The 26,811-nt window shown below is 70.3% G+C and carries 18 protein-coding genes; 8 read left to right on the top strand and 10 right to left on the bottom strand.

Annotated features, from left to right (window positions below; all coding sequences use genetic code 11):
• Nucleotides 1-119 precede the first annotated feature (119 nt).
• The 5 genes from ACIBK6_RS10835 (at nt 120) to adh (ending at nt 4,954) form a co-directional block, all read left to right on the top strand.
• Nucleotides 120-359: a hypothetical protein gene (locus tag ACIBK6_RS10835; RefSeq protein WP_399050711.1), complete on the top strand. Its 240-nt coding sequence runs from the start codon at nt 120-122 to the stop codon at nt 357-359.
• A complete protein-coding gene (locus ACIBK6_RS10830; RefSeq protein WP_399050710.1) occupies nt 356-1,384 on the top strand; it encodes an acetamidase/formamidase family protein in 1,029 nt (342 codons plus the stop codon). The genes ACIBK6_RS10835 and ACIBK6_RS10830 overlap by 4 nt, the downstream gene beginning before the upstream one ends.
• A gap of 15 nt (nt 1,385-1,399) precedes the next feature.
• The gene (locus ACIBK6_RS10825) at nt 1,400-1,975 is read left to right on the top strand and encodes an N-acetylmuramoyl-L-alanine amidase (protein ID WP_399050709.1); all 576 of its coding nucleotides are present in this window, start codon (nt 1,400-1,402) and stop codon (nt 1,973-1,975) included.
• Between the two features lie 70 nt (nt 1,976-2,045).
• Nucleotides 2,046-3,374 (top strand): GAF domain-containing protein, encoded by a 1,329-nt coding sequence (locus tag ACIBK6_RS10820; RefSeq protein ID WP_399050994.1) that lies wholly within the window; start codon nt 2,046-2,048, stop codon nt 3,372-3,374.
• Between the two features lie 56 nt (nt 3,375-3,430).
• Nucleotides 3,431-4,954 carry an aldehyde dehydrogenase gene (adh, locus tag ACIBK6_RS10815; RefSeq protein WP_399050707.1) on the top strand — a complete coding sequence of 508 codons (1,524 nt, stop codon included), beginning with the start codon at nt 3,431-3,433 and terminating at the stop codon, nt 4,952-4,954.
• Between the two features lie 149 nt (nt 4,955-5,103).
• Here adh and ACIBK6_RS10810 read toward each other — a convergent pair whose 3' ends face one another.
• From ACIBK6_RS10810 to ACIBK6_RS10800, 3 genes are all read right to left on the bottom strand, one after another.
• Nucleotides 5,104-5,730 carry a TetR/AcrR family transcriptional regulator gene (locus tag ACIBK6_RS10810; RefSeq protein WP_399050705.1) on the bottom strand — a complete coding sequence of 209 codons (627 nt, stop codon included), beginning with the start codon at nt 5,728-5,730 and terminating at the stop codon, nt 5,104-5,106.
• A 384-nt stretch (nt 5,731-6,114) separates the two neighbouring features.
• A complete protein-coding gene (locus ACIBK6_RS10805; RefSeq protein ID WP_399050703.1) occupies nt 6,115-7,698 on the bottom strand; it encodes a PQQ-binding-like beta-propeller repeat protein in 1,584 nt (527 codons plus the stop codon).
• A gap of 547 nt (nt 7,699-8,245) precedes the next feature.
• On the bottom strand, nt 8,246-8,968 hold the full coding sequence (locus ACIBK6_RS10800) for an SDR family NAD(P)-dependent oxidoreductase (protein ID WP_399050701.1): 723 nt from the start codon (nt 8,966-8,968) through the stop codon (nt 8,246-8,248).
• Between the two features lie 426 nt (nt 8,969-9,394).
• Here ACIBK6_RS10800 and ACIBK6_RS10795 point away from each other — a divergent pair, with 426 nt between their 5' ends.
• Entirely contained in the window at nt 9,395-10,732 is a 1,338-nt protein-coding gene (locus ACIBK6_RS10795; RefSeq protein ID WP_399050699.1) for a cation:proton antiporter, read from the top strand.
• A gap of 255 nt (nt 10,733-10,987) precedes the next feature.
• Nucleotides 10,988-11,962, top strand: coding sequence for an NADPH:quinone oxidoreductase family protein (locus ACIBK6_RS10790; RefSeq protein ID WP_399050992.1), 975 nt, complete (start codon nt 10,988-10,990; stop codon nt 11,960-11,962).
• A 42-nt stretch (nt 11,963-12,004) separates the two neighbouring features.
• Here ACIBK6_RS10790 and ACIBK6_RS10785 read toward each other — a convergent pair whose 3' ends face one another.
• Genes ACIBK6_RS10785 through ACIBK6_RS10760 form a run of 6 tightly spaced genes read right to left on the bottom strand, consistent with a single transcriptional unit; the run spans nt 12,005 to nt 23,781 of the window.
• Nucleotides 12,005-12,583, bottom strand: a complete 579-nt coding sequence (locus tag ACIBK6_RS10785) for a flavin reductase family protein (protein WP_399050697.1) — start codon at nt 12,581-12,583, stop codon at nt 12,005-12,007.
• 4 nt (nt 12,584-12,587) lie between these two features.
• Nucleotides 12,588-13,070 (bottom strand): acyl-CoA thioesterase, encoded by a 483-nt coding sequence (locus ACIBK6_RS10780; protein WP_399050695.1) that lies wholly within the window; start codon nt 13,068-13,070, stop codon nt 12,588-12,590.
• Nucleotides 13,067-18,889: an SDR family NAD(P)-dependent oxidoreductase gene (locus ACIBK6_RS10775; RefSeq protein WP_399050693.1), complete on the bottom strand. Its 5,823-nt coding sequence runs from the start codon at nt 18,887-18,889 to the stop codon at nt 13,067-13,069. The genes ACIBK6_RS10780 and ACIBK6_RS10775 overlap by 4 nt, the downstream gene beginning before the upstream one ends.
• Nucleotides 18,886-19,908 (bottom strand): enediyne biosynthesis protein, encoded by a 1,023-nt coding sequence (locus ACIBK6_RS10770; protein ID WP_399050691.1) that lies wholly within the window; start codon nt 19,906-19,908, stop codon nt 18,886-18,888. The genes ACIBK6_RS10775 and ACIBK6_RS10770 overlap by 4 nt, the downstream gene beginning before the upstream one ends.
• Nucleotides 19,905-21,887 (bottom strand): FG-GAP-like repeat-containing protein, encoded by a 1,983-nt coding sequence (locus ACIBK6_RS10765; protein WP_399050689.1) that lies wholly within the window; start codon nt 21,885-21,887, stop codon nt 19,905-19,907. Before ACIBK6_RS10765 ends, ACIBK6_RS10770 begins: the two co-directional genes overlap by 4 nt.
• A gap of 55 nt (nt 21,888-21,942) precedes the next feature.
• Entirely contained in the window at nt 21,943-23,781 is a 1,839-nt protein-coding gene (locus ACIBK6_RS10760) for an NAD(P)/FAD-dependent oxidoreductase (RefSeq protein WP_399050687.1), read from the bottom strand.
• A gap of 301 nt (nt 23,782-24,082) precedes the next feature.
• Here ACIBK6_RS10760 and ACIBK6_RS10755 point away from each other — a divergent pair, with 301 nt between their 5' ends.
• A complete protein-coding gene (locus ACIBK6_RS10755; RefSeq protein WP_399050685.1) occupies nt 24,083-25,045 on the top strand; it encodes a hypothetical protein in 963 nt (320 codons plus the stop codon).
• Nucleotides 25,046-25,122: 77 nt separating this feature from the next.
• Here the strand turns inward: ACIBK6_RS10755 and ACIBK6_RS10750 are convergent, their stop codons facing one another.
• The gene (locus ACIBK6_RS10750) at nt 25,123-26,751 is read right to left on the bottom strand and encodes an MFS transporter (RefSeq protein WP_399050683.1); all 1,629 of its coding nucleotides are present in this window, start codon (nt 26,749-26,751) and stop codon (nt 25,123-25,125) included.
• Between the last annotated feature and the right edge of the window lie 60 nt (nt 26,752-26,811).

Below are 26,811 nucleotides of genomic sequence, written 5' to 3'. Positions count from 1 at the left end.
CGTACGGTAACTCCCGTGACACTCTTGCCTGTTGACGGACAGAGGGAGGGTACGGTGCCGGATATTTCCTGCGGCGGCGCCGCGAACTGTTCAGTCCTGTACGGCACCTGGTGGTCCCGGTGCTCGGCATCGCCGCGTTCGTCCCGGCCCTGCTGACCGCGGCGGGGGTCCCGGCCTTCGGCTTCGTCGCCGAGCTCTCGCCGCCGGTGTCGTACACCGGGCCCGTCGTCGGCGCCTGGATGGCGGCGGGGCTCGTGGTGCCGGCCCGCCGGCATCCCGGGCGGCTCGCTCGGACCGGCCGCGTCCACCTCATCGATCCCGATGAGGACCACGAGGAGACAGGAGCGTTACGAGGATGAGCGACGACCCGCGGATACTGACCGTGCGCCCCAAGGAGGGCGAGTACGCCTGGACGTTCGGGGGCGCGGCGCCCGTGGCGCGGATCGCGCCCGGGACCGTTCTGGACCTGTACACCGAGGACTGCTTCGCCGGGCGGGTGCGTTCGGAGCGCGATCTGGTGTCCCGGGTCTGCGAGTTCCCCTTCCTCAATCCGCAGACCGGACCCTTCTACGTGGCGGGCGCGGAACCCGGCGACACGCTCGCCGTGCACTTCGTGTCGGTACGGCCCGCCCGGGACTGGGCGGCGTCGACGACCGTCCCCCTGTTCGGCGCGCTCACCTCGACCCATACGACGGCGACGCTCCAGCCGCCGCTGCCCGAGCTGGTGTGGATGTGGGAGCTCGACCGGGCGCGCGGGACCTGTCTGTTCCGGGCCCGCGAGAGCGACATCGAGGTCGAGCTGCCGATGGACCCGATGCACGGCACGGTGGGGGTGGCCCCGGCCAACCTGGAGGTGCGCTCGGCGCTGGTCCCGGACGCGCACGGCGGGAACATGGACACGCCCGAGATGCGCGCGGGCGTGACCTGCTATCTCGGGGTCAACGTGGCGGGCGCGCTGTTCAGTCTCGGCGACGGGCACGCCCGCCAGGGGGAGGGCGAGACGTGCGGGGTCGCCGTCGAGTGCGCGATGAACACGGTGGTCGTGGTCGAGCTCCTGAAGGGCGTCGAAACGCCCTGGCCGCGCATCGAGTCCGATACCCACATCATGTCGACGGGGTCGGCGCGCCCGCTCGAAGACGCCTTCCGCATCTCGCAGTTGGACCTGGTGCGATGGCTGGAGCGCGACTACGGACTGTCCGCGCTCGACGCGTACCAGCTGGTGAGTCAGGCCGGTGAGGCTCCGCTCGGCAATGTCTGCGACACCAACTACACGTGTGTGGCGAAGATCCGCAAGGAGTGGCTGCCCCGGCAGGGCGAGCCGCACCGGGGCCTGCACCGCCACCTGCGGGAGACCGCCGCCCAACTCCCTTCCTTCGACGCCTAGTTCAGGGGCCCTTTCATGAACCGCAGAAGACTGATCCAGGGCGCCGCGGCCTCGGTCGCCGCCGGATTCCTGTTCCCGGCGACCGAGGCGGCCGCCGACGGCACCACCGACTATCCGGGCGCGCACTGGATGCCCGCGTCGACGTCCAACTACACGGCGTCCTCGCGCCCTTCGGCGTACCCGATCGACTACGTCATCATCCACGTGACCCAGGAGACGTGGTCCAACACCATCGGCATCTTCCAGAACCCGGCGAAGAAGGTCTCCGCGCACTATGTGACGCGCTCCGCCGACGGGTACATCGCACAGCTGGTCAGGGAGCACGACATCGCCTGGCACGCCGGGAACTGGGACTACAACACGCGCAGCATCGGCATCGAGCACGAGGGCTGGGTCGACCAGCCCGCCTACTTCACCGACGCGCTGTACGAGCGGTCGGCGGCGCTGACCGCGTCGGTCTGCGACCGGTACGGCATCCCGAAGGACCGCGAGCACATCATCGGCCACTACCAGGTCCCCGGCACCGACCACACCGACCCGGGACCCCAGTGGGACTGGGTGCGCTACATCAGGCTCGTCAACTTCGCCTGAAGGGCCGCAGGTTCCGCTGCGACAGTGGCCGGTTCCCCGCTCCTTGCCGGGCGACCGTGCCGCGACGACGATGGAGGCGGTCCATACGGCGTGCGGGGAGGCCGAGTTGACGGACAGGCGGGACGAGTCCTGGGTGGCTCTGGAGGCAGGTGCCGATCCGGCCGAGCGATCCGGTCAACTGCGGCTCGCCCATGCGGAGTTCACCTCTGCGGGCCGGGTGGTGCCTCCGGTACGTCCGCTGGTGGCGGCGTCCTGGCAGCGCTCCGCGCGGGCCCGGGTCAGCCCGGACGGCGCGGCCTGTGTGGAGCTCGACGAGGAAGGCCTGTGCGCGTACCGCGACGGGCACCCGCTCGCCCGTGCCATGCCGGTGATCCGTGAGCTGACCGGCGCGTACGCCGGTGACGGCGAACACCTGGTGGCCGTGTGCGACGCGCAGGGGCGGCTCCTGTGGGTCGAGGGCCATCCGCGGACCCGCGGCGAGGCGGGGCGCATGAACTTCGTTCCCGGCGCCCGCTGGGCAGAGTCGGCGGTGGGCACCAACGCGCCCGGCACCGCCCTGGCCGAGGACCGCCCGGTCCAGGTGTTCTCGGCCGAGCACTTCCGCCGGCCGGTCCAGCGGTGGACCTGCGCCGCCGCCCCCGTGCACGACCCGCGCACCGGACGGCTGCTCGGCGCCGTCGACCTCACCGGCGGCGACGGCCTCGCCCACCCGCACAGCCTGGGCTTCGTCCAGGCCGTCGCGCGGGCCGCCGAGTCCGAACTGGCCCTGCTCGCCCCGCCGCCCGCCCGCGAGGCGGTCTGCCTGAGCGCGCTCGGCAGGGACGAGGCGCTGCTCGTCGCGGACGGCCGCAAGCTCCGCCTCAGCCGCCGGCACAGCGAGATCCTGGTCCTCCTCGCCCGCCACCCCGAGGGCCTGAGCGGCGACGAACTGCTCGTTGCGCTGTACGAGGACGAGACCGTGAGCCCCGTGACGCTGCGCGCCGAACTGTCCAGGCTGCGAAGGCTGTTGGGGCCCGCGCTCCTCGCCTCCCGGCCCTACCGGCTGACCGCACCCGTGGACGCGGACTTCGACGCGGTGGCCCGACGGCTCGGCTCGGGCGCGGTGGCCGCGGCGATGATGCTCTACAACGGCCCGCTCCTTCCGGGTTCCGAAGCGCCGGCGGTGGTCCGGCTGCGCCGCCGGCTCGCCGACCAGGTGCGGGCCGGGCTCCTCGCGCGCGCCGATCCTGGGCTGCTCGCCGACTGGGCGTACAGCCCGTGGGGCGAGGAGGACCTGCCGGTGTGGCAGGCCCTCGCCGACGCCCTGCCGGACTGCCAACAGGTGGCGGTACGCGCCCGGTTGGGGGATCTGATGGCCGAGCAGGGTCTCGCAACGGGCTTGCAACGTCCGTACGCCTAGCCTGCGCAGCGAGCGCCGCCCAAGGGCGGGCGGCGCGGCAGAGGGAGGCCACGGAGATGACCCGTTACGCAGCGCCCGGCACCGAGGGTGCGCTCGTCTCGTTCCAGTCCCGCTACGACCACTGGATCGGCGGCGCATACGTGCCGCCCCGGCTCGGCCAGTACTTCGAGAACCCGAGCCCCGTCAACGGCCGCCCCTTCACCGAGATCGCCCGCGGCACCGCCGATGACGTCGAACTGGCGCTGGACGCGGCGCACGCGGCCGCACCCGCCTGGGGGCGCACCTCCCCGGAGGCCCGCGCGAACATCCTGCTCAAGATCGCGGACCGGATGGAGACGCATCTGGAGGAGCTGGCGGTCGCCGAGAGCTGGGAGAACGGCAAGCCCGTACGCGAGACGCTGGCCGCCGACATGCCGCTGGCCATCGACCACTTCCGGTACTTCGCGGGCGCGCTGCGTGCCCAGGAGGGCTCGCTCAGCGAGATCGACGACGACACCATCGCGTACCACTTCCATGAGCCGCTCGGCGTGGTCGGCCAGATCATCCCGTGGAACTTCCCGATCCTGATGGCGGTCTGGAAGCTGGCCCCGGCACTCGCCGCGGGCAACGCGGTGGTCCTGAAGCCGGCCGAGCAGACCCCGGCGTCCATCCACTTCTGGATGAGCCTGGTCGCGGATCTGCTGCCGCCGGGCGTGGTGAACATCGTCAACGGCTTCGGCGTGGAGGCGGGCAAGCCGCTCGCGTCCAGCCCGCGCGTCGCGAAGATCGCGTTCACGGGCGAGACCACGACGGGGCGGCTGATCATGCAGTACGCCTCGGAGAACATCAAGCCCGTCACCCTCGAACTGGGCGGCAAGTCCCCGAACATCTTCTTCGACGACGTGTGGTCGGCGGACGACGACTTCCGGGACAAGGCCCTCGAAGGCTTCACCATGTTCGCCCTCAACCAGGGCGAGGTCTGCACCTGCCCGTCCCGCGCCCTGATCCAGCGCGGCCACTACAGCGAGTTCCTGGAGGCGGCCATCGCCCGCACGGAACGCATCGTCCCGGGCCACCCGCTGGACACCGACACGATGATCGGCGCCCAGGCCTCCAACGACCAGCTCCAGAAGATCCTCTCCTATCTGGACATCGGCCAGCAGGAGGGCGCGAAGATCCTGACGGGTGGCCAACGCATCGAGTACGACGGCGAGTTGGCGGGCGGCTACTACGTCCAGCCGACCATCTTCGAGGGCGACAACCGCATGCGGATCTTCCAGGAGGAGATCTTCGGCCCGGTGGTGGCGGTGACCTCGTTCGCCGACTTCGACGACGCGATCGGCACGGCGAACGACACGCTGTACGGCCTGGGCGCGGGCGTGTGGACCCGCGACATGAACACGGCATACCGCGCGGGCCGCGCGATCCAGGCGGGCCGAGTCTGGACCAACTGCTACCACGCCTACCCGGCGCATGCCGCCTTCGGCGGCTACAAGCAGTCGGGCATCGGGCGGGAGACCCACAAGATGATGCTGGAGCACTATCAGCAGACGAAGAATCTTCTCGTCTCGTACTCGCCGAAGAAGCTCGGCTTCTTCTAGAGGCACAAAAAGAGGCGCCTGACCTGGGCTTTTACCCGTCAGGCGCCCCGCCCTGACTGACCCGGTCCCACTCCTGCAGAGACTGCTCGATCAGGGCGGATGAAATTTTCGGCAATGGCAGGGTCACGCGCTGGTGTGCGGCGGCCTTGTCAGCCGCTCGTGCGCAGCGGCGGGCCGACGAGGATATCCCACGTGGCCGTCGCGCAGGTGATGACCTCTTCGAGTTCGGCGCGTGTGGCGCCGTCGCGGGCTTGGACGGACAAGCCCTCGACCACGGTGGTGTAGTAGCGCGCGATGGCGTCAAGGCCGGCCGGGGGCGCAGTGAGGTCGCCTTCGGTGACTCCGCGGGCCAACCGGTCCCTGATGGTGGCGTGCATGTCGCGCCGCAGGTCGGCGAGGAACTCCCGGACCCCCTGGTTCTCCACCGGGCCGGTGAGCGCGGTCAGGATGAGCATGCAGCCGGTCGGCGTGTCCGGACGGGTGATCTCGTTGGCGGTGGCGCGCAGCATGGCCTCGATCGCGGACCGCGCGGTCGGCTGTTCGCGCAGCGCGCGCCGGGGCGACTCGCCCGAGGTGGCGCCGTACAGCCCCATGACCTGGCGGAAGAGGTTCTCCTTGCTTCCGAAGCAGGCGTAGATGCTGGCCGAGGCGATACCCATGGCCGCGGCGAGGTCGTTGAGTGACGTTCCCTCGTAGCCCCGCTCCCAGAAGAGGGTCAGGGCCTGTCGCAGGGCGATGTCGGGGTCGAATTTGCGCGGCCTGCCTCGAGTGGCCATCAGTGCCCTGTCCTCCTGTTTATCGTTCGATCAAGTTTACCCTGACCTGCTTCGAGGGTGAGGGGAGTGTTGTTTGTCGTTCGATACATAAACAGGGCCGATCACCGTGCGTATTCCCGCGACGGCGGTCTGTGTCGCGGAACGGCCTGCGGGGCCGGCGCCCGGGTCGTCCGAGAGCACGAAGGGCGGCTCCGGGTGCCGGCGCGTGGCGCCGGCGGACCTGGAGCCGCCCTGGTCACTGTCGTCGGGATCGGCTCGTGCGGCGGGCATAGGTGTCAGCTGAGTGCCAAGTCACCGGCCCGGGCACGACTCGTCTCCATGACCTCCTCTGTTGGTGAAGAAGTGGCGCCGGCAGCCGCGTGGGAGTGTCGAAGGGGGACGCCGTCAGTGCCCCCGCGCGCACGTCTGGAATGCATAGAACTTGTTGTTGCCGGTCATTCCGGGGAGCTTGCTGTACCCGGAACCCCAGTAGACGGTGCCGTCGACGATCGTGGCCCCAGCGAGTACGGACCCGCCCGAGGCAAAGCTCCATATGACGTTGCCGGTGGCCGCGTTGAGGGCGAACATGTTGTTTCCGGTACCGGCCGTCGACGGGGCGAACACGACCCCGTTGGTCACGGCCAGCGGGCCCTGGTCCGAGGCGGCGCCCGGGTCCGCGGTCTGCCAGAGGATCTTCCCGGTCGCCGGGTCCAGCGCACCCCACGAGCCGTGACTGGTCGTCCGGCCCGACGGCTGGAGGGTGTACGTCTGGCCCTGGTAGTCGGAGATGGCCACGTAGATCCGTTTGCCGTCCGTGGCGGAGCCCCACTGAACCCCGCCGAGCGGTCCGCCTGGCCCCACCTGCGTGGCCCACAGGATGGCACCCTGGCGGTCGGGGTCGAAGGCGGCGTACACGCCGCTCTTCTGGCCGGCGCCGAGGACGGTCTTGGGTCCGCGGGCCGTCTGGATGGTGAAGAGGTTGACTCCGCTGCCGAAGTCGTAGTCGGAGCCTGTCGGTTTCGGACAGTTCGGTCCCGGAGTGCCGGACAGGCACGCCAGGTTCCAGTCGTCGCCGCTGGAGAGGCGCTGTGCCCACGCGACCGACCCATTCGTCATGCGCAGCGCGACGACCGAGTCGAAGTGGTCGTCCGGGGACAGGCACGATTCCTGAGTGCCGCCGTTGCTGATGCAGGACGTGTAGGCCGGAGCGGTCGGCGTGCTGTAGTTGTTGCCGGTGGTGGTGTACACGACACCCCGCGCCGGATCCGGGACGATGGTGCTGCTCCAGATGGCGCCACCGGTGTAGCCCTCCGGCACCACCGGGGTCTTCCACTTGAGTGCTCCCGTGCTCGCGTTCAGCGCGACCACGCTGCCTCGGAAGCTGCAGCAGGGGTAGCGGGGGTCGCTGGCCGCGCCCTCTTCGTTCGACGAGACCCCAACGTAGAGCACGCCCCGGTAGACGATCGGTGACGCGGTGTCGATCGCGAAGGGGTGGGTGTCGAGTTGGGTCTTCCAACGGAGGGCGCCGTTGGTCGTGTTGACGGCGAGGAGCCAGGCGCCCTGCTGGGTGCCGATGTACATCGTGTCGGTGTCCGGGTCGACGTAGGGCGTGGTGCGGGAGACCACCTTGGCCGGCGGATTGGTGAAGACGCCCGGCAGATAGTCCTTCAGGATGTCCCGCGACCATGTGAGCCGACCACTGTCGGCGTTGACCGCGTAAAGGTGCCCGGACCAGTCGGGGAAGTACACGGAGCCACGGACCACGGCGGCTCGCGCCGACACGTCCCCGCCGGTCGTGAACGTCCACTTCTTCGCCAGAGTAGCGGCGTTGGCCGTCGTGACCTGGTGGTTCTGGCCGGCCGGGGCGCTCGCGGTGTTGTCGGGGTTCTGGCCGAACATCGGCCAGTCCTGGGCCGCTCTCACCGCGGTGGCTGCGCTCGCCGAGGTCTGCGGAAGACCGGACACCGTCACTGCCGCCAGGGCCAGCACCGCCAGGATGATCCCGGTCCGACGGCGCCACCATCGTGGTCGCGTGTGGTTCCTTCTCCTCGCCCATACAGATCTGTCGTGCATGTTCCACCCCCGTTGTGCTGATGTGACTGTTGCGGCGACGGCGGATGCCGTCATGGGTGAGGCGTATGAGCGCGAACGGCGCGGTTCAGCCATCGTCGGCGGCCGCAGCGCGCCCGCGCCGCGTGGCCTGACGCGCACGACGGCGGCATCGGTGGAGCTCGCCGCAGCCGCGCCTTCCCCCGGGAAAGTGCCGTCAAGAATCGGAGCCCGCGGCCCTGAGCCGATTTCGGACGGCGCACGTCCCGTCGCGGCGGCCGCTCCCCCGGCAGGGAGCCGTCCGCTCGGCCGGGCCGTCAGGGCGGGCTGCCAATGTTCCGCCTGGTCCCCGCGTCCCGTGCGGTCAAGCGGGCCGGGAACCCCGCGGTTCATGCCCTCCGCTCGCCCGGGATGTACGGGACCGCCCCGCAGGCGGGGCGGTCCGGGTGTTACGACGCTCCGCCCTGCCGGGCCGGCGTCGCCGGGCTCACGCCGGCGGCGCTCCCTGTGCGAGTTCGGCGAACTGGCGCTCAAGCAGCTTGTCCGGACCGTTGCGCCACATGTCGGTCATGGGCGCCATCGTGGCGTCGGGGAAGATGTCCTCCTCGCCCTTGTCCACCGCGTCGAAGATGGCCTCGGCGGCGGATTCCGGGGACGACTTGGGGATGGGGAGCTGGCGCGTCATGTCGGTGTCGATGGGGCCCGCCAGGACCGCGTAGACCCGGACGCCCTGCCCGGCCAGGAACGCGCGCAGGGTCCGGGTCAGGGAGAACAGGGCCGACTTCGAGATGGAGTAGGACGCGAAGGGCGGCAGGGGCGAGAGCGCGGCTGCCGAGTTGATGTTGATGATGGCGCCGCCGGAGCGGACCAGGGCGCCCTGGAAAGCCTGGGTCACGGCGTTGGTGCCGTGAAAGTTGACCGCCATGTGGCGTTCGAGGACGTCGGGGTCGAACGGGACGTCGGGCAGCATGATGCCGGCGTTGTTGATGAGGACGTCGAGCGAGTCGACCTGTCCGACGGCCGCCTGGATCTGAGCGGCATCGGTGATGTCCAGCGTCAGGGGCGTCACCCGGGCGTCGGCGTGGGTCAGGGGTTGGCGGGTGCCTGCGTAGACCCGCGCGGCACCCCGCGTGAGGGCCTCGGCGACCAGCGCCTTTCCGATGCCGCGATTGGCCCCTGTCACCAACACGGTCTTGCCTTCGAGGCTCATTGTCCTTCTCTCCTGTCAGCTGCTCTGGCGTGCGGTGATGGGCAGCCTGGCCTGAGGGCCCCGTGGACCTTCATCCGCTCGCCGACGTAGCCGCGCGAGCGCGCATGACCGGGCCAACTTTTCTTTGTCGATCGACGAATAAATCGTCCCACGGCGCTCCGGTACGGGTCAAGGCAGTTTTTGTCCAATCGACAAAGAATGTGCGGGCACCCACGAGAAACGCCTGCTGGCCGCCCCGACCGGCCGCCGGCCGCCGACCCGCCCCTCTGCTCCCCCGGCGTCACGGCCCCTGATCACGCTGGGCACGCCAGGAGAAGCGAGCCCGCCCACAGCACTGCACCCTGGGGCGGGGCCGCACGGTGCGCCGCCGCGGTCCCGGCCGCAGGCTCGCCCACTCACCCCGCTGCGTTGCGTAAGGAGACCGCCGTGGCCCCACCGCCCTCGATCGGTGCGCATGCGCTGCTCGTCCTCCTCCTGCAGGTCGGGCTGCTGCTCTGCACCGCACTTCTGCTCGGGCGGCTGGCCGACCGCTTCGGAATGCCGGCCGTCGTGGGGGAACTGTGCGCCGGGGTGCTCTTCGGGCCCACAGTGCTCGGCCATCTCCTGCCGTACGCGTCCGCGTGGCTCTTTCCCCGCACCGCCGCGCAGTTCAATCTCCTCGACGCGATCGGGCAGATCGGCGTGGTGCTGCTCGTCGGCGTCACCGGTGTGGCGGTCGATCTCGGGCTTGTGCGGCGCAAGGGAACCGTCGCGCTCCGCGTCGGTCTCGCCGGACTGGTGATCCCGCTGGCCGTGGGCAGCGTCGCGGGGGCGTTGGCGCCGCGCTCGCTCCTGAGCGGCTCGACGGACCGGGTGACCTTCGCGCTCTTCGTCGGTGTCGCGATGTGCGTGAGCGCCCTGCCGGTCATCGCGAAGACGCTCTCGGACATGAACCTGCTGCACCGCACCATCGGACAATTGACGATCGCCGCGGGCGTGGTCGACGACGTGATCGGATGGCTGCTGCTGTCGGTCGTCTCCGCGATGGCCACCGTCGGCGTGCGCGCCGGGGCGGTGGCGTCCTCGGTGGGACTGCTCGCCATCGCCGTGCTGGTGACGGCGACCGTCGTTCGCCCTCTCGTCCGTCGCGCCCTCGCACGGTGCCGGCGGTCACCCGAGAACGGGCCGACGATCGCGACCGCGGTCGTGACCATCGTGCTGAGTGCGGCCGCGACCCAGGCCATGGGCTTCGAGGCGGCGTTCGGAGCCTTCCTCGGCGGCCTGGTCATCGGCTCGGTCAACACGGCGGATCTCGTCCGCCTCGCGCCCCTGCGGGCAGTAGTGGCGTCGGTGTTGGCCCCCCTGTTCTTCGCCACGGCGGGACTCCGGGTGGACCTGACCGTCCTGTCCCATGCGGTCCCGCTGCTCGCCGCGGTCGCCGCGGTCCTGATCGCGGTGATCGGCAAGTTCGCCGGCGCGTATCTGGGCGCGCTGACCAGCAAGTTGACCCGCTGGGAGGCGCTGGCCCTCGCCGGCGGGATGAATGCCCGCGGGGTGATCCAGATCGTCGTGGCCGCGGTCGGACTCCGTGTCGGCGTCCTCGATACGACCACGTACACCATCGTGATCCTGGTCGCGATCACCACGTCGCTGATGGCACCGCCGATCCTGCGCTACGCCATGCCGCGCATCGTGGTGACCGAGGAGGAGACGGAGCGACAGCGGGCATGGGCGGTATTCCACGGCCCGCGTGCGAGCGCCGACTCCACAACCGAGGGTGCCTGAACCCCGGGCTGCCGGGCCCGAGTACACCGCTGCCCGAGTGTGGGGGCACCCTCCTGACAGCAGGCAGCATCCGACTCGGCCCCGCGGTCATTGACCCGCCACGGCCGCTCCGCGGAACGTCGTCTTCCGAGACCCACATGAACGGGTGAAGTCACGGGAGACGTGCGGAAGTTCCTCAAAGATGCGTAGTAATGTCCGCTTCCTCTCAGGACTCCCTGGACAAGGAAGCCACTTATGATGAACGTTCCCCCCACGATGCGAGCCTTGCAGCAGACGTCGCTCAGCGGACCACAGGACCTTCGCCTCATCTCCGACGCACCCGTACCACAGCCGGGCCCGGGCGAGGTCCTGATCCGCGTCACCGCCGCCGGTGTCAACTTCGCCGACGTGTCGCAGTCCCGCGGCACCTTCCACAACGGCCCGCGACCGCCGTACCTGGCCGGCTTCGAGGCCGCCGGCGAAATCGTCGCTCTGGGCGAGGCGGTGAGCGGCGTACAGCTCGGCCAGCACGTCATCGGCGTCGGATACGGCGCTTTCGCGGAGTACATGGTGCTGCCCGCGGCCGCGGCCCTGCCCGTGCCGGAGGGCTGGGACGACGAGCAGGCACTGGGGATGGTGGTCAACTGGCCCACCGCGCTTGCCGCGCTCAAACCGCTGGGCGGCATCTCCGGCGGGCAGACCGTACTGATCCACGCCGCCGCCGGAGGGACCGGCCAGGCCGCGGTGAAGATGGCCAAGCACTACGGCGCGACGGTGATCGCAACCGCCTCACCGGGCAAGCACGAGACGGTGCGCGCCCTGGGCGCCGATCACGTCCTGGACTCGCGCAGCCCCGACCTCGCGGCCGAGGTACTGGCGTTGACCGGTGCCACCGGCGTGGATCTGGTGGTGGAGTCGGTCGGCGGCGCCACCTTCGGTGCCAGCCTGGCCGCGGCGAAGCGCGTCGTCGGACGGGTCGTGGTAACGGGCCTGCCCGCCGGTGAGGCGGAGCTGAGCAACTGGGATCTGGTGTACCGCCATCAAGTCCATGTGATCGGCCTGAACATCGGGGTGCTGATCCAGTCCGCGCCGCAGATCTTCGGTGAGGTGATGGGGGAACTGTTCGCGCTCATCGCCGCCGGTGTGCTCACCCCCGGCCGACCCACTGTCCATGATCTCGCCGACGGTCCGAAGGCGCTGGCGGAACTGGAGGCGCGCGCCACGGTCGGCAAGGTGGCCCTGCGGCCCTGAGCGGCCCGGGCCCCTGGCGGTGCCGGTGCGGCGCCCGGCGTCTCATGTCTCCTTGGTACGCAGCCCGTGAAAGGCGCCGTTGTAGAACAGCAGGGCGTCGTGCTCGTCCCGGAGCCCCATGTCGAGGACTTCACCGAGGAAGATGGAGTGGTCACCGCCGTCGTAGGTGGCCGTCAGGGAGCACTCGAGCCAGGCGATGGCGTCCGCTATGAGCGGGGATCCGGTGAAGGAGCCCGGTGACCAGGCGACGGGGGCGAACTGTTGGAGCCCGCGGGGGCGCCGGCGGTCGGCGAAGTAACCGGCCAGTTCCTCCTGGCGTTCCGAAAGCACCGACACTGCGAAGGACTTCCGGTCGAGGACGGCCTCGTGCATGGCTGCCTGACGGAGTACGCAGATGAGCACGAGCGGCGGACTCAGCGACACCGACGTGAACGAGTTGGCGGTCATGCCGTGCGGTGTCGCACCGCCGGTCGTCACGACGGTGACGCCGGTGGTGAACCGGCCCAGCACACGGCGCATGCCCTGGTGGCCGAGGCCGCTGTTCCGGTTCGCGCCGCCGCCCGGCACGTGCGGGCCCGGTGTCGCAAGTCCCGTGGGGGATGTCTGGTCGGTAGGGCCCATGGCGTCAATCACCGTTCACGATGTGGGCGAGTACGCGCGGCTGCGTCGCCGGCGCGACCGTGGCGTAGGGCTCCAGGGCCTTGCGCAGCGTTGCGGGCACCTTGGCCGGGCGGGTGTCGGCGTTGGGGCCGCGCATGCACGCCACCCGCTGCCGCCCCCGGGCGACCACGTCCTCCAGTTCGCCACGCAACCGCACATAGTCGAAGGCGAATTCGAGCTGGGTCTGCGTCAGGTCCACCAGGCGCATGCGGATCGACAGTTCGTCGAACGCGGTGATCTCCGCCAGGAACTCGCATTCACACCTGAGGGTGAACAGCTTGAGGTCGTCGCGGATTTCGTCGATGACGTCGGGGGCGTGTTCCAGCAGGAACATCTCGCGGCAACGCCCTTGCCATCGAAGGTAGTTGACGTAGTAGACGTTGCCGACGAGGTTGGTCTCCTCGAACCCTACGAGGTGCCGGTATTCGTAGTACGGTCGCAAGGTCATTCGCCGCTCTCCTTCATCTCGGTCAGCATCGTGAAGACCACCGGAGCGGTGCGCCCACGCAGCGTCGTGGGGAACGTCGCGATCCGGGCGTCGCCCGAGCGCAGTACCACCCACCGGTCTGTCGTCGGCTCGGAGATCTCGACCGGCTGGGCGCGGGCGTGCCCCGTCTTACGGAGGCATTCCTGCGCGCCCCAGACGCGGGTGGCGGCGATCGACAGATCCTCGTCCCGCTCGCCGGCGATGAGTTCGGCCAGCGCCAGTCCCTCCGGGCCGAGCAGGTCGCCCCACTCCCGTGCCGGACGCTCCACTGCTTCCTCGACGTCGCAGCCCACCGCTTGTCGCGCGGCCATCACGAAGGTCACGCCTGCGCCGTGCGAGGAGGAGACGTGGACCCCTCCGTCCGCCTCCGGCTTGCCGTCCGGCCGGTAGCCGAGGGACGGTTCACGGCCGAGCGCGAGGCCGAGCGCCTGCGCGGTTCGCCTGCGTCGGCCCGCCACGTCCTTGACGGCCTCGCCCCCGTCCGGCCACACGGCCATCCGAGGTGCGGCCGGCAGCACGGTCGGGCACCGGCGCTCCAGGTAGGGACCGAGCAGCATCGGTGTCCACGGTCCCGCGCCGTCCTGCTTGCGGACCGCCTGGAGCCGCAGCCCTTCCCAGCGTTCGACGAGCGTGCCCGCCGGGTCGCGGACGTCGAGGTCGTACACGTAGGTGTCGCCGTCGCGGGAGCGCTCGGCCGCGTGGAGGGTGACCCGGTCGAGTGGGCCCGTGCGGGCCGGATCGGCGAGGTGGAGACGCTCCACTGCGGCCGGCAGCAGGGTCGCGTCGGGCACGCAGCACTGGATCGCGTGCATGAGCGCATCACGCGTGCCGGGGTTGGCGAGGACGAGGCCGGACGGCATGAACCCGCCGAACCACGGTTGGCCGACCGTGTTGGAGACGTCGGCCACGCAGTGCCGCGCGGCCAGAGCGTGGTAGCCCAGCAGCCGTTGGAAGCGGCCGCCCTGGAAGAGCACCGGGCCGTAGAGGTCCTCCTTCGGCACGAGCGGCAGGTACGGGGCGGTGGGCGGTGCGGACGCCGTGTCCAGGGGCTCGGGCCTGCCGAAGCGGAGCGTGGCCCGGAAATGGTCCGCCTGGAAGGCGGTCTCGTCGCTGCGTACCATCGCCTGAACCGTGCCCTCGTCGGTAGCGAGGACGGCCACCCGGATCGTGGTCCTGCCGTCGACGGGGACGACCACGGGACGCAGGAACTCGACGTCCTCGAACACGCAGGGACCGGACCGGCCGGTGAGTGCGACGGCCGCCTGAGCCATGGCCTCCATGCCGAACACGGCCGGAAAGAGCAGATCGCCGTCGAGCAGGTGGTCCGCGAGGTAGGGGTCGTCGGCCGCGGAGAGGTCCGCGTCGACGACGAGCTCGACTCCGGGATAGTGCACCTGTAGCCGGTCGACGAAGCGCAGCAGCGGCAGTTCGCGCGGCTCCAGCGCGAGGGTGGGCAGGTTCTCGGCGCGGCCCATGACCACGACCGAGGTGGGCACGTGCGGGTCGGCGAGCAGACGCCTGAGGACGGCGACGCCCTCCTGCGGCGGGATCGGCTGGATGCCCTCGCGCATCAGCGACTCCAGCACGCCCAGGCGCTCGCCCATGCCGGTACCCGACCAGACCGACCATTCGAGGGCGAGGCAGCGGCAGTTCGGATACTCCTCCTGGATCCGGTACGTGAGGTCGGTGAGCCAGTCGTTGGCCGTGGCGTAGTCCGCTTCACCGCGCAGCCCCGCCCGGCCGATGATGCTGCCGAAGGTGACCAGGAGCCGCAGCGTGGCCGGATCGGTGGCAGCGAGCACGGTCTCCAGGCCCGTGACCTTCGGTGCGAGGGTACGGCGGAAGGACGACTCGTCGAGGTCGGCGAGCGCGTGCGGCACGTTGCGCCCGGCGCCGTGCAGGACCGCCGTCACCGGCCCCAGGGTCCGGCGGACCTCCTGGACCGCGGCCTTGACCTCGTCCGCGGACGTGATGTCCGCGCGCACGTACCTGTGGCTGACGCCCGCGCGGGCCATACGCTCCAGGTTCGCCGCGAGCTCCTGGTCGGTCTCCGGGTCGGAGCGGCCCATGAGCGCGACGGCCGCGCCGGTGGTGCGCGCCAGGTCGAGCGCGCACTCGGCGGTGATGCCCTTGCCGCCGCCGGTCACCAGGAGCACGTCCTGCGCGTCGAGGGCGCGGGATCCGCCGGATTCGTCGCGCGCCGGCAACGGGCGGAGCAGCGGGATGTGGCGCACGCCGGCGGCGTCGTACACGGTCTCGCTGAAGCCCGAGGTCGCGGCGACGTCGGCGACGACGTCCTTCACGAGCCCGGCCGGTATCGGCCCGGTCAGAGGCAGCGTGACCAGGGTCGTGGCGACGGCGGGGGCCTCCAAGTGGAGCGTCTTGGCGAGCCCGGCCGCACCGCGCCGCTCGCCGACGACGACGAGGCGTCCGGGCGCGCCGGGTGAGAGGGCGGCGCGGGCGGCGGCCAGCATCAGCGGAACGTGGCTCTCGGCGCAGTCCTGCGGCAGGCACAGCAGTACCCCGGAACCGAGCCTGGCCCGCCGCAGCGCGGCGTGCAGGGCGGGCGCGATCGGGTGGCGGTCCGTGGCGAACAGCTGCCAGTCGCCGACCGCCGGCGGAGCGACCGCCCGCCCGGCTTCGGCGGGCAGGAGTTCGACGGAGAACGCCCGCACCCAGGGACCGGCGCCGGTGATGTCGGGCGTGGTGTCCTGCTCCCCGGAGCGGGCGGTCTCGCCCAACTCGTCCAGCATGGCGGCGAGTTGGGCGAGGGTCGACGTCGCGAACGCCGAGGTGGCCAGGGGCGCGGCAAGCCCGAGTTCCCGCGAGGCCTGGGTGACGATCTGTCCGACGGTGATCGAGCTGAGGTGGAGCTCGTCGATGGGGTTGCTCTGCGCGCTCACCGCCTCCAGGGGCAGCTCGGCCCGCTCGGCGGCGAGCCGCCGCAGTACGTCCACCGTGTCCGCCTCGTCCCCGTTCGCCGGCGCTTGGCGAGCCTGCTCCTGGGAAGCCGGCTCGGCCTGGGGGGCCGCGAGGGCGGGCAGCTCGTTGTCCGGTGCCGATTCACAGGGGCTGGCCAGGAAGCGCAGCGTCTTGTCGATGGGGAGCGGCCGCGTGAAGCGACCGCGGAAGAGCAGATCGTGGCGTACGGGAGCGCCGAGCGCGTAGGCGATGCCGACCGCGTGCAACAGGCCGGAGAGCGACATGCTGTCGGCCTCCAGCGACACCGCGGGCACGGCGGGGGCGATCTCCGCCGCGAGCCGGCGCAGGATCTGGCCGGGCCCTACCTCGATGAAGAGGTCGACCTCCTTGGCCATCGTGTGGACCGCTTCGGTGAAACGCACCGGTTCGAGCACCTGACGGGTCAGCAGTTCGGGCACATCGGTTGCGGCCGGCAGGGCGGCGCCGGTGACGGTGGAGACCATGGCCCGGGTGAGGGGCGCGAAGCGCTCGCCGCGCAGGTGGTCGCGGAACGCGGTGGCCGCCGGGGCGACGGCCTCGGAGTGGAACGCGTGCGAGACCGGAATCCCGATGGCTGACAGGCCCTGGCCGGTGGCGCGGTCGCACACGCGCTTGACGGCGGCGGCAGGCCCGCTGACGACCGTCTGCCGCGGGCTGTTGTAACCGGCGACCACGACCGGCTCGCCGGCGAGGAGCGGGAGGACCGTCTCCGGTGGGGCGACGATGCTCGCCATGGTGCCGCCGCCGGCGCTCGCCCGGGCCATGATGCGGCCGCGGGCCGCGGCGGCGCGCAGCACGGCCGCCTCGTCCAGCGCTCCCGCCCAGTGCAGCGCGGTCAGTTCGCCCAGGCTGTGACCCGCGGCGGTGACAGCCGTGATGCCGAGCGACGCCAGCGTGCGCAGGCCCGCGACGGACGAGGTGACGATTCTCGGCTGGGCGTTCTCGGTGGCGACCGGATCGGCGCCGGGGACCGTGGCCGACGTGCGGTAGAGCTCGTCGACGTCGGCGAAACGCCGCCGCAGCGCGCCCCCGTCGCCGCGCCGGCCGGCGCCCTGTCCGGAGAAGAGGAATCCGATCCGCGGCGGCCGGGCGGACGTGCCCGCGAAGACGCCGCGCTCGGTGTCGAGGACGGATCGCGCGCCGTTGTCGAGCATCGTCAGGAGCGAGTCGAAGCGTCGCCCGGCCTCCTCGGGGTCGCCGACCACGATCGCGGCGCGGAAGGGGCGGTCGCCCAGCTCGTGTTCGAGTGTGGCGGCGAGGTCCCCGAGTTCGGCGAACGAGAGCCGGCCGCACACGTCGGCCAGCTGCGCGATCCGTCCGCGCAACGAAGCGAAGTCCTCGGCATCGACGAGAAGCAGCTCGACGTCCTGCCGTGACCGGGCCAGTGCCTCGACCTCCGGCCCGAGCCCGGCGTCCGGCGCGCTGTCGGCGTGCTCCACCACGACGTGAGCGTTGATGCCTCCGAAGCCCATCGCCGAGACGCCGGAGCGGATGGGGTGGCCGGCCGGCCACGGCTCGGGTGCGAGCGGGACGCGCAACGCCGGCCGCTCCCCCGTCAGTTCGGGGTGGGGGTCGACGTGGCTGGTGGCCGGCGGAATGACCTCGTGGTGCACGGCGAGGATCGCCTTGATGAGACCGGCGACGCCGGCGGCTGCCTTGGTGTGGCCGATGTTCCCCTTGATGGTGCTGATCGCCGCGGGGGGCGCCGCGGGGTCGGCGGCGCGACGCGCTTCGCTGAACGCGCGCAGTTCGGTCGCGTCGCCGACGGCGGTGCCGGTGCCGTGGCCTTCGAGGTAGGCGACGGTCTCGATGCCGTAGCCGGCCACCTCGTAGGCACGCCGCAGCGCGAGCCGGTGTCCCGCGGCCTCGGGACGGGTGATGCCGCCCTTGCCGTCGGAGGAGTAGCCCCAGCCGGCGAGCACGGCGTACCGGCGCAGGCCTTGCGCGATCGCGTCCTCGTCGCGCATGAGCACGAGCATGCCGCAGCCTTCTCCGGGCCAGAATCCGTTGGAGCCGCGGTCGTACACGCGCATCTCGCCGGTGGCGAGCGCGCCGGTCTTGGCGAAGCCGATGACCTCGAAGGGGTCGATGCTCAGGTCCACGCCGCCCGCGACGGCCACCTCCAGCTGGCCGGTCGCCAGGGCGTTGGCCGCGGTGGCCACCGACAGCAGCGAGGAGGAGCAGGCACCATCGACCGTGAAGCCGCCGCCGTGGAAGTCGAAGTGGTTGCAGACGCGGCCGGCGATGGTGTTGGCGAGACCTCCGGCCAGGGTGTCCTCGTCGATCGGGGGGAAGGGGCCCTTGTAACGCTTTTCGAGGCCGGCCAGGAAGGCGCCGAGCGCGGCGTCGTCCCAGCCCTGCTCGCGCAGGGCGGCGCCGACCGTGCGGCGCACGTAGGGCCAGCGCAGCCGCATGAGGTTGGCGCGGCTGAACTCGCCTGTCAGGCTGTTGCCGATCACCACGCCGGTGGCTGACCGCGGCAGCCCGTCGCCGTCGGGGAAGCCCGCGTCGCGCAGGGCGCGCGCCGCGGTGTCCAGGGCCAGCCAGTGGGTCATGTCCGTGGACCGGAAGGTGCTGCCCGCGATCCGGTAGCCGACGCGGTCGAAATCGAATCCCTCCAGGACGGCGGCCTTGCGCGTGTAGAAGCGGTCGGGGGCCGCCCGGTCGGGTGAGTAGTAGTCGTCGAGGTTCATGCGCTCGTCCGGCAGCCGTCGGAACGCGCGCCGGCCGGCGAGGACGTTCTGCCACAGCTGCTCGGGCGAGTCCGCGTCGGGGTAGCGGCAGGCGACGCCGACGACCGCAATCCGGTGACTGCTCATGCCCGTATCGCCCCCGCGTCCGTGGTCTCCAGCGCCTGGGCCGGGATTTCCTGGCTCATCGCCGTGGTGTCGGGTGTGCGCCGGGACCGCAGGCGCTGGATGAGGGACGCGCCCCACCAGCCGACGCCGCGGGCAGCGCAGACGATCACGAGGGCGATGAAGAGGGTGTAGGTGACGTTGAGTTGCATCAGGGCCCCGTAGACGAACGCGACGGAGCCGCCGAACATGAACTGGGCGCGCCCCTTCATCGGCGTCGTACCAGGGTCGGTGATCATGTAGTTGGTGAAGAGCACGAACGCGACCCCGGTCATCGAGCCCAGCGCGGAGAACAGTGCGACGTCCCAGATGCCGTGCCGTACGAAGGCCTGGATGGCGAAGCCGCCCATCCAGCCCACGATCAGCGGGACCTTGCGGGTGAGCATGGTGTTGAGGACGGTGCCGGCCGTCGCGATGATGATCGCGATCATGATTCGGAAGAAGGTGTTCGCGTTCTCGGTGAACTCGTAGGGCGGCGCGATGCTGACCCAGCCGAAGCAGACGAGCGTCATCGTGATGCCGAAGTTGGACGGGTTCATGAAGTGCCGCAGCCGCCCGTTGACCGGCGCCTGGAACGCGTGCTTGCCGGCGACTCCGACGAACACCCCGAACAGGACCGGCAGGATCTGGTTGTTGGCGTAGAGCAGCATGTTCACGGCGAGAGCTGTGATGTGCGACGGCAGCAGGAACTCGTAGAGGCCGCGCGGCCCCCCGCCGAGGAACCGCGGCCGCCGCTGGTACGCCCACGCACTGATCAGTTCGAACGTGATCTCCGTCGCGTACGCCATCAGCAGGGCGAAGACCGGCCACAGGTAGGGCTGTTCGAAGCCGAGCAGGGTGTAGCCGAACACGTTGAAGGCGGTGATCGACATGGCGAAGTTGCGCAGCGCGAGATACCTGGGATCGGGCTTCGGCTTGGGGGGCTTGACGGCGGCGCTCGGTGGAGCGGTGTCTGCCGGAGAGGGGTGCGCGACGGCGGTCATCGGCTCGAAACCTCCTGGGCGGTGCCGGTCAGCATGAAGGTGTGGACGCCGGGGTCGAGCTTCAGCGTCTGCTGGTGGAGGCCTCCGTCGACGTCACGCCACTGAACGCGGGCGGACACGGGGCCGCGGTAGGAACCGATCCCGAAGTGGACGTCGAAGCTGCGGAAACCGACATGGCCGCCGCCGCCGTCGAGCTGGGAGATCTGCGTGCCCTGCGGTGTGGTGATCTGGACCGTGGCGCCGTACGCGGGCGCGCCGATGCCTTCCAGACCCTTGCCGGTGCCGCTCGGGTCGGTGGAGGGGCGGTACAGCTTGAGTTCGAGTGCGTTGCCGCGGTCCGGCGCCTGGTTGGCGTAGAACGCCGGCGGTCCCCACTGCCGTGCCACGGCGAAGTCCAGGGTGCCGGTGCCGGTGGTGTCGCCGGTGGCGACGGCTCGGGTCGGGGTCGGCTCCGCGAGGCCCAGCCGGGAGCTCACGTTGACGTAGGTGCCGCTGGAGTTCTTGGCGTAGAAGGCGAGGGCCTCGTGGCCGGAGACGTCGTCACCGGGCTGGAAGTTGGGCCACATCGCCGGGTTGCTCAGCAGGTCGTCGTTCTCGGTGGCCGCCTCCTGGAGCCAGTTCCACCGGTTGTTGGTGCCCTTGACGAAGCCGTCGGTCTGGATCACGTCCTGCTCGCCCTGGTTGAGGAAGTCCCCCGCCTTGACGTCCCAGCACCAGCCGGTCCACGCCAGGCCGTACTGCTGGGCCTCCTGTTCGAACGGGGCGACGCCCTTGCTGAGCTGTTTCGTCATGTCGGCCTGGTCCGCAGCGTGGTTGATGAACAGCAGATTGCTCTCCTGCAGGCCCCAGGCGACGTTGATGTTGCTGACGAAGAAGTCGAAGCGGCCGTTGCTGTTGAGGTCGGCGAAGTCGACGCCCATCCCCTTGAAAGAGCCGTTTCCGAGCACGAACGACTTGGGAGTCGTGCCTGTCCGCACGCCCTTGGCTTCGGTGAACTTGATGTGGCCGGGGGTGGACTGGTTGTACAGGAGGTGGCCGTGGCCGAAGTCGTTGGCGATGTAGGCCTCCGGCAGACCGTCACCGGTGAGGTCGGCCCCCGAGATCGCGAGCGTCCAGCCGGTCGAGATCTGGAAGGGGATCGCGTCCTTCTCCTCGACGTAACGGGCGCTCGGGTGGGCGCCCGAGGCGGCATCGTGCCAGCGCAGTACGTGGTCGCCGCCGGCGTTGTTGCCGGAGGAGAGGCTGTTGGTCATCGCCACGTTCTTCAGGCCGTGCGGGTCCAGCACGTCCGAGTCGGGGAAGTAGTTGCCGACGATGATCGAGGGGTGTCCGCTGCCGTCGAGGTCCGCGATGTACACGGCGTCGGTGTTCCAGCGCGGCCCGTGGTACGTGCCGTCGGGTGACTGCGAGGCCACGAGCTCCTGCGGCACGTACGCGCTCGGCGAGGGCGTCGTGGCGGTCGACTTCGGCAGGAACAGGATCGGGGTCCGTCCCCAGTACGTCACGAGGAAGCCCATGCGGCCGTCGCCCGTGAAGTCTCCTGCCGCGCAGCCGGTCGGCGCCATCGTGTCGTCGTACGGCAGCGGCGCCGCGTCCAGGGTGAACGGCGTGAACCGGTCGGCCGCCGGCGCGGTGGGCGTGTGCGTCACGATCACCTTGTTGGTCCGGGTGTCGACGAGACACATGCCGTCGGCGCGCCCGTGGCCGGTGACGTCGTTGATGGCGACGCCGGCGCCGACCGCCGAGATCCATGAACGGATCTTCTGGTAGGCCGGGTTGACCTGCCGGATCGTGTTCATGTGCTGGTTGTCGTAACCGGGCGGCAGCGCGATGGGCAGTTCGTGGAACGTGTACTTGGCGGCGGTCTGCGCACCCTCGGACACGCTGACCGCGCTGTCCGCGCCGAAGAACAGCGTGGTGGCGACGGCCACGGCCAGGACGCCCGGCACCAGCCGGCGAAGACGCTTGTTCAGCGTCATGGCGATCTCCTCTCGAAACATCGGTCGTAGGTGCGGGGCGTCTCCACCGGGGCGCTCAGCCGGTCGCGGTCGGCGACGCCTCGGTCCTGGAGGACTCGACGCCGTCGGGTTCGGGCGCTTCCTGCGCATCAGACGTGGGCGCCGTGGCCGACGTCACGAGCTCTGGGTGCGCGGCGAGCGCCGGCGCGGGATGCCGCCAGTCGCTGTTGCGCGCGAAGAGGACGTCGCGCAGCGCCGAGAAGTTGTGCCGCCACGCCTCGCGCGTCTCGTCGAGCACGAAGGCGGCACCGTCGCGTGCGTACGTCGTCAGCGGGAAGGTGCAGTTGTCCCGGTACACCGGGTCGCCGTGCATCCGGTACCACGTGACGTGGCGGGCACCGGGGAGCAGGGTGAACGTCGCGGTGGCGGTCTTCTTGGGGTCGCCGAAGCCCATGTAGGGCGGCAGGAAGTCGATCGCGCGGAACCGGGCGAAGATGCGCTCGCTCGCCTGTTCGTAGGAGATCTCGCCCGCGAGTGCGGCGTCCATGTAGCCGCGTGAGGCCTGCGCCATCTCGACGACGCCCGGCAGGTGGCTGCCGAGCACTCCCATGCGGCTCGGCTCGGTCGTCTTCTCGAGGTGGGAGCGGTCCTTCGTCTTGTGGTAGCGCATCAGCAGGGAGAGCGGGCCGAACGTGCCCAGCAGACTGCCCATCACCCAGTTGCGGTTCCACGCGTTCCAGGTGTCGTAGCTGGCGAACGAGTCGAAGGACCCCGACACGACCGTGTCGTAGTGATCGAAACCGCGGTTGACCACGTCCTCCATGGGCTTGAACCGCTCGATGGCGTAGTCGTTCTCCGCGACGGCCTTGAGCAGCGACTCGGCGATCATGTCGACCGCGGCGACGAGCACCGACATCCCGCTGGAATAGAGGGGGTCGATGAAGTCGGCCGCGTGGGGGAGCTGGATGAGGCGGGGCGCGGTCAGGTGGGGCGAGGAGTACTGGATACGGCCCGACCGGACCCACGGGCGTGCGGCGCGCGCCTCGGCGAAGTGCCGCGCGATCGTCGGATAGGCCGAGGCGATCCGGCGGAACTCCCCTTCGGGCGTGCCCTGCGGCTCCGGGTGCTTGCGCCGGTCGAGCATCAGACCCACGCTGGTCAGCGGGTTGGTCGCGGCGCGGTGGTTGCTGAAGGGGATGATCCACATCCAGCCCCCGTCGAAGACGTGATGCATGGTGGACTGGCCGAGCGGTGAGATCAGGTCGCGCCGGTCTTTGGCGTCGAGGAGCAGATCAGTGCTCTTGACGCCCATCATGTGGGTGTAGATGGCGCGGGTGTCGGTGCGGAAGCGTGGCACCTCGTCGCGCATGCCGAGTTGGTCGGAGACCATCGACCGCATGCCCGAAGCGTCGATGAGGAGCTTGGCGCGGTATGTCTCGCCCGAGGTGGCGCGGAGTTCGACCTCGTCGGCGCCGAAGTCGATGGCCTCGATGCGGGTCTGGGAGTGGAACGTCGCCCCGTACGTCACCGAGAGCGCGGCGAGGTAGGCATCGGTGTCCTGGCGGAACAGATGCGAGTCGGGGCCGACGGGCGGCGTGAGCGTCCCGAACTGGTTGATCTCCTCGGGCCGGTTCTCCTCGCCGGCACGGTGATACATGAATCCGAACGAGCGCTTCACTCCGCAATTGCTGCTCACGTGCCTGCGCAGCTTGTGGAACGTACCGATCCACCCGATCTCCGGCACGCCGTATTTGTCGGCGACGATGCGCATCCGCAGACCCGTCTCCGGAATCAGGGATTCGCCGATCGTGAATCTCGGGTGACTCGCCCCTTCCAGCAGGAGCGTCGAAACTCCGTGCCGGGCGAGGATGCACGCGAGCATCGAGCCGCCGATTCCCGATCCGAGAATTGCCACTTCATATCGCTGAGTGCCCATGGGTTCCCCCATAATCGCGGTCGTCCGTCGCCGAGTAGCCGTGACAGCGCCTTCTCGCCGTCTCCAGGATGACGGTCGGACCTGCGTGGGGGCTTCTCTCCTCTTGCCGTCACCAAGATCTCCCGCACCCGAAAGCGCAATCCTGGAGATGTCCTGGGGATGCCGATCTACGCACGGTCGATTGAGGGCAGTGTCGAAGAAGCGATATGGGCGAAGAGGTCCGAGACTCACGGCTGACGACCGTGTCGTGCGGCCGCATCACCCTTCCGGGAGGATATTCATGACCAATGCCGTCGCCGAGAAACCGGCGATTCCCCGGCCCGGGACATCTCTGTTCGTCAACGGACTTTTTCCGCGCCGCCGAACCCTCGTCGTCGCGGTCGGTTTCCTGCTCGGATTCCTGCTGGCGTATGCCTGGTCACCGACACTGGCCGACGACCAGATCGGTTTCAACGCCGCGGATGCCATGCTCGGGCACAATGCGCTCACGACCCCGATCGCCGGCATCGCGTCGGGCGTGGTCTTCGCCTTCGTCTCGGGTCTGGCCGGGTCCTTCACCGCGTGCAACGTGATGGTGCTGGGTGCGGTGGGTCCCCTGGTCGGCGAATCCGCGTTGTCGCGGCGGGAGTCACTGGCCCGCGTGGCACGGCCGATCGGCTGGCTGGCCGTCGGCATGCTGCCGCTCTCGGCCCTCTACGGCGCCCTGGTCGGAATCTTCGGCACCCATATGCCGCAGTTCTCCACCACCCACTCCCCCGGTCTCTCGCCGCGGATCGCCCAGGCGATGATCGACTTCGGCGTCATCGGCATCATCATGATCGTGCTCGGTCTCGCGGCCGCGGGCATCGTGCCGGATCCGCTCGCTGCGGTCGCCCGACGCTTCCGCAACGCGCCGCTGGTCCTCATGGGCATGCTCATCGGAGCCTTCCTGATCGGGCGGCCGTACCCGCTGTTCGGCCGAATGTTCCGCAGTGCGGCGCAGCACCACAACCCGCTGTACGGGGCGGCGGCGTTCGCGCTCCAGTCGCTGGGGAACATCGTCGTCATGTCGCTGATCGTCGTGGTGATCTCGCTCGTCCTGCGGGGGCCGGCCGGGCGCTGGCTCGCGGCGGAGCCGGCCAGGGTGAGTGCGCTGACGGCATCGGGTTTCCTGGTCGCCGGTGTGTTCGCGGTCGTGTACTGGGACGTGCGCCTGCTGCACCTGCTGGGTTACATCTGGTTCCCGACCGCACCCTGGCACTGAGGGTTCCCACGCACGCGGCACGCGCGACGGCCCGGCGCCTTGAGGCGCCGGGCCGTCGCGGTGCGGTGCGCGCCGTACTAGGCGGCTTCCCCGGTGGCCAACAGCTCGCCGCTGATCTCCTCCAGCTTGCGGCGCTTGGTCTCGGGGCCGATCCACAGGAAGAGGACGGCCGCCAGGAGCAGCGGCACCGCGCCGATCACCGCGGTCAGGGCGATCGAGGGAATGCTCGTGGCGGCGACGACGATCGCGATGATCAGTACCCCGCCCAGTTTGGTCATGCCGGCCGCGAGGCCCGAACCCCGTGAGCGCAGCATCGTGGGGTAGATCTCGGCGGCGTACGCGGAGACGACCGCCGCCACCGAACTGACGGCGGACAGCGGTACCACGAGCAGCAGCGAGAGCGCGAGGTGATGGTGGACCAGTGAGTTGCCGGCGATCGCGAAGCCGCCCAGCGCGAGCGCCGACGCGAGGGAGAGCGTGACGATCGTCCTGCGGCTTCCCCACCATCCGTACGCCACCGCCACCAGAACCGTGAAGGGGAGCCCGAGCAGTGCCGCGTTGCGCACGACGTAGTCCGATTTCACCGCCGAGAACCCGAGATGCTGCAGGTTGGTCGGGACCCACAGCTGGAAGCCGTACGTGACCAGGCCCGTGCCAATGGCGAGGACCGTGATCGCGAGAGTGGGACCGGCGAACGGGCGGCGCAGGAGTCGCTGGGCGCTGCCGCGGACCGGTGCTTCGGCGTCCTGGGCGTCGGTCGGGACCTCCCGCACCACGGCACCGTACCGGGCCATGATCGCTCCGGCTTCCTCTTCCCGGCCGCGGGCGATCAGATAGCGGGGGGATTCCGGGATCCAGTGGTTCAGCGCGATGAACAGCAGTCCCGTGGGCAGGCCGATGAGCCAGAGGATGCGCCAGCTGTAAGTCGGGGTGAGCCATCCGGCCAGCCAGCTCGTGGCCACGTAGGCTCCGGCGATGTCACCGCCGATGAGGACCATCAGCCAGCCCCGGTGACGTGCGGGGACCGTCTCGGCCATCAGCGCGAACGCGATCGGGAGCATGCCGCCGACACCGAGCCCCATCAGGAAGCACATCAGCAGGTTCCAGTAGAAGCCGGGCATCGCTCCGCAGATGGAGGTGGTGACGAAGAGGATTCCGGCGAGCAGGATCGAGGAGCGGCGCCCGATGCGGTCGCCGAGCCAGCCCCAGCTCCACGAGCCGACGACGGTACCGCTGATCCCGAAGAGCGGGAGCCACGAGACGGGGATGTGCCCGTGCGGGTTGGCCGGGGACTTCAGGCCGTACTCCTGGGCGACACCGGGCGCGACGAACGACAGCGTCGCCGGCTTCATGACGTCGATCGTGATGGCGATGGCGAGGACGACGAGCAGGGCGATGTGCTGGCCCCTGATGGGCGCGTCGTCGATGGCTGTGACGCGGATACGTCGCGCGGACCTCCTGATCTCGCTTCCGCGCGCGGGCAGCACACCGTAGAGCGTCGCGGCCAGCCCGACCAGGATGAGCGCCATGCCTGTGGTCATGGCGGCGTCTGGGTGCATGCCGGACATCGAGTAGTGCATGTCGCGCGCGCCGAAGTACATCGGCAGGTGCAACGCGACGCCCACGGCGGACGCGAGCACCCCGAACCAGAACGCTGCCGGATGCTCGAACTCCCCCCGGGCACGACCGATCACTTTCAACGCCACGGGCATTCCTCTCGTCCGGTCGGACACTCCAGACGAGACTAGGGACCGCGGCGGCGCGCG

The organism is Streptomyces sp. NPDC050485, assembly GCF_044458185.1.
Lineage (GTDB): Bacteria > Actinomycetota > Actinomycetes > Streptomycetales > Streptomycetaceae > Streptomyces.
This window is presented reverse-complemented; position numbering and strand designations above follow the sequence as displayed.

Bases quoted from the DNA above. Each gene is read 5' to 3' on its own strand.
- ACIBK6_RS10830 (WP_399050710.1), top strand. From the start codon at position 356: ATGAGCGACGACCCGCGGATACTGACCGTGCGCCCCAAGGAGGGCGAG.
- ACIBK6_RS10825 (WP_399050709.1), top strand. From the start codon at position 1,400: ATGAACCGCAGAAGACTGATCCAGGGCGCCGCGGCCTCGGTCGCCGCC.
- ACIBK6_RS10820 (WP_399050994.1), top strand. From the start codon at position 2,046: ATGGAGGCGGTCCATACGGCGTGCGGGGAGGCCGAGTTGACGGACAGG.
- adh (WP_399050707.1), top strand. From the start codon at position 3,431: ATGACCCGTTACGCAGCGCCCGGCACCGAGGGTGCGCTCGTCTCGTTC.
- ACIBK6_RS10810 (WP_399050705.1), bottom strand. From the start codon at position 5,730: ATGGCCACTCGAGGCAGGCCGCGCAAATTCGACCCCGACATCGCCCTG.
- ACIBK6_RS10800 (WP_399050701.1), bottom strand. From the start codon at position 8,968: ATGAGCCTCGAAGGCAAGACCGTGTTGGTGACAGGGGCCAATCGCGGC.
- ACIBK6_RS10790 (WP_399050992.1), top strand. From the start codon at position 10,988: ATGCGAGCCTTGCAGCAGACGTCGCTCAGCGGACCACAGGACCTTCGC.
- ACIBK6_RS10785 (WP_399050697.1), bottom strand. From the start codon at position 12,583: ATGGGCCCTACCGACCAGACATCCCCCACGGGACTTGCGACACCGGGC.
- ACIBK6_RS10780 (WP_399050695.1), bottom strand. From the start codon at position 13,070: ATGACCTTGCGACCGTACTACGAATACCGGCACCTCGTAGGGTTCGAG.
- ACIBK6_RS10775 (WP_399050693.1), bottom strand. From the start codon at position 18,889: ATGAGCAGTCACCGGATTGCGGTCGTCGGCGTCGCCTGCCGCTACCCC.
- ACIBK6_RS10770 (WP_399050691.1), bottom strand. From the start codon at position 19,908: ATGACCGCCGTCGCGCACCCCTCTCCGGCAGACACCGCTCCACCGAGC.
- ACIBK6_RS10765 (WP_399050689.1), bottom strand. From the start codon at position 21,887: ATGACGCTGAACAAGCGTCTTCGCCGGCTGGTGCCGGGCGTCCTGGCC.
- ACIBK6_RS10755 (WP_399050685.1), top strand. From the start codon at position 24,083: ATGACCAATGCCGTCGCCGAGAAACCGGCGATTCCCCGGCCCGGGACA.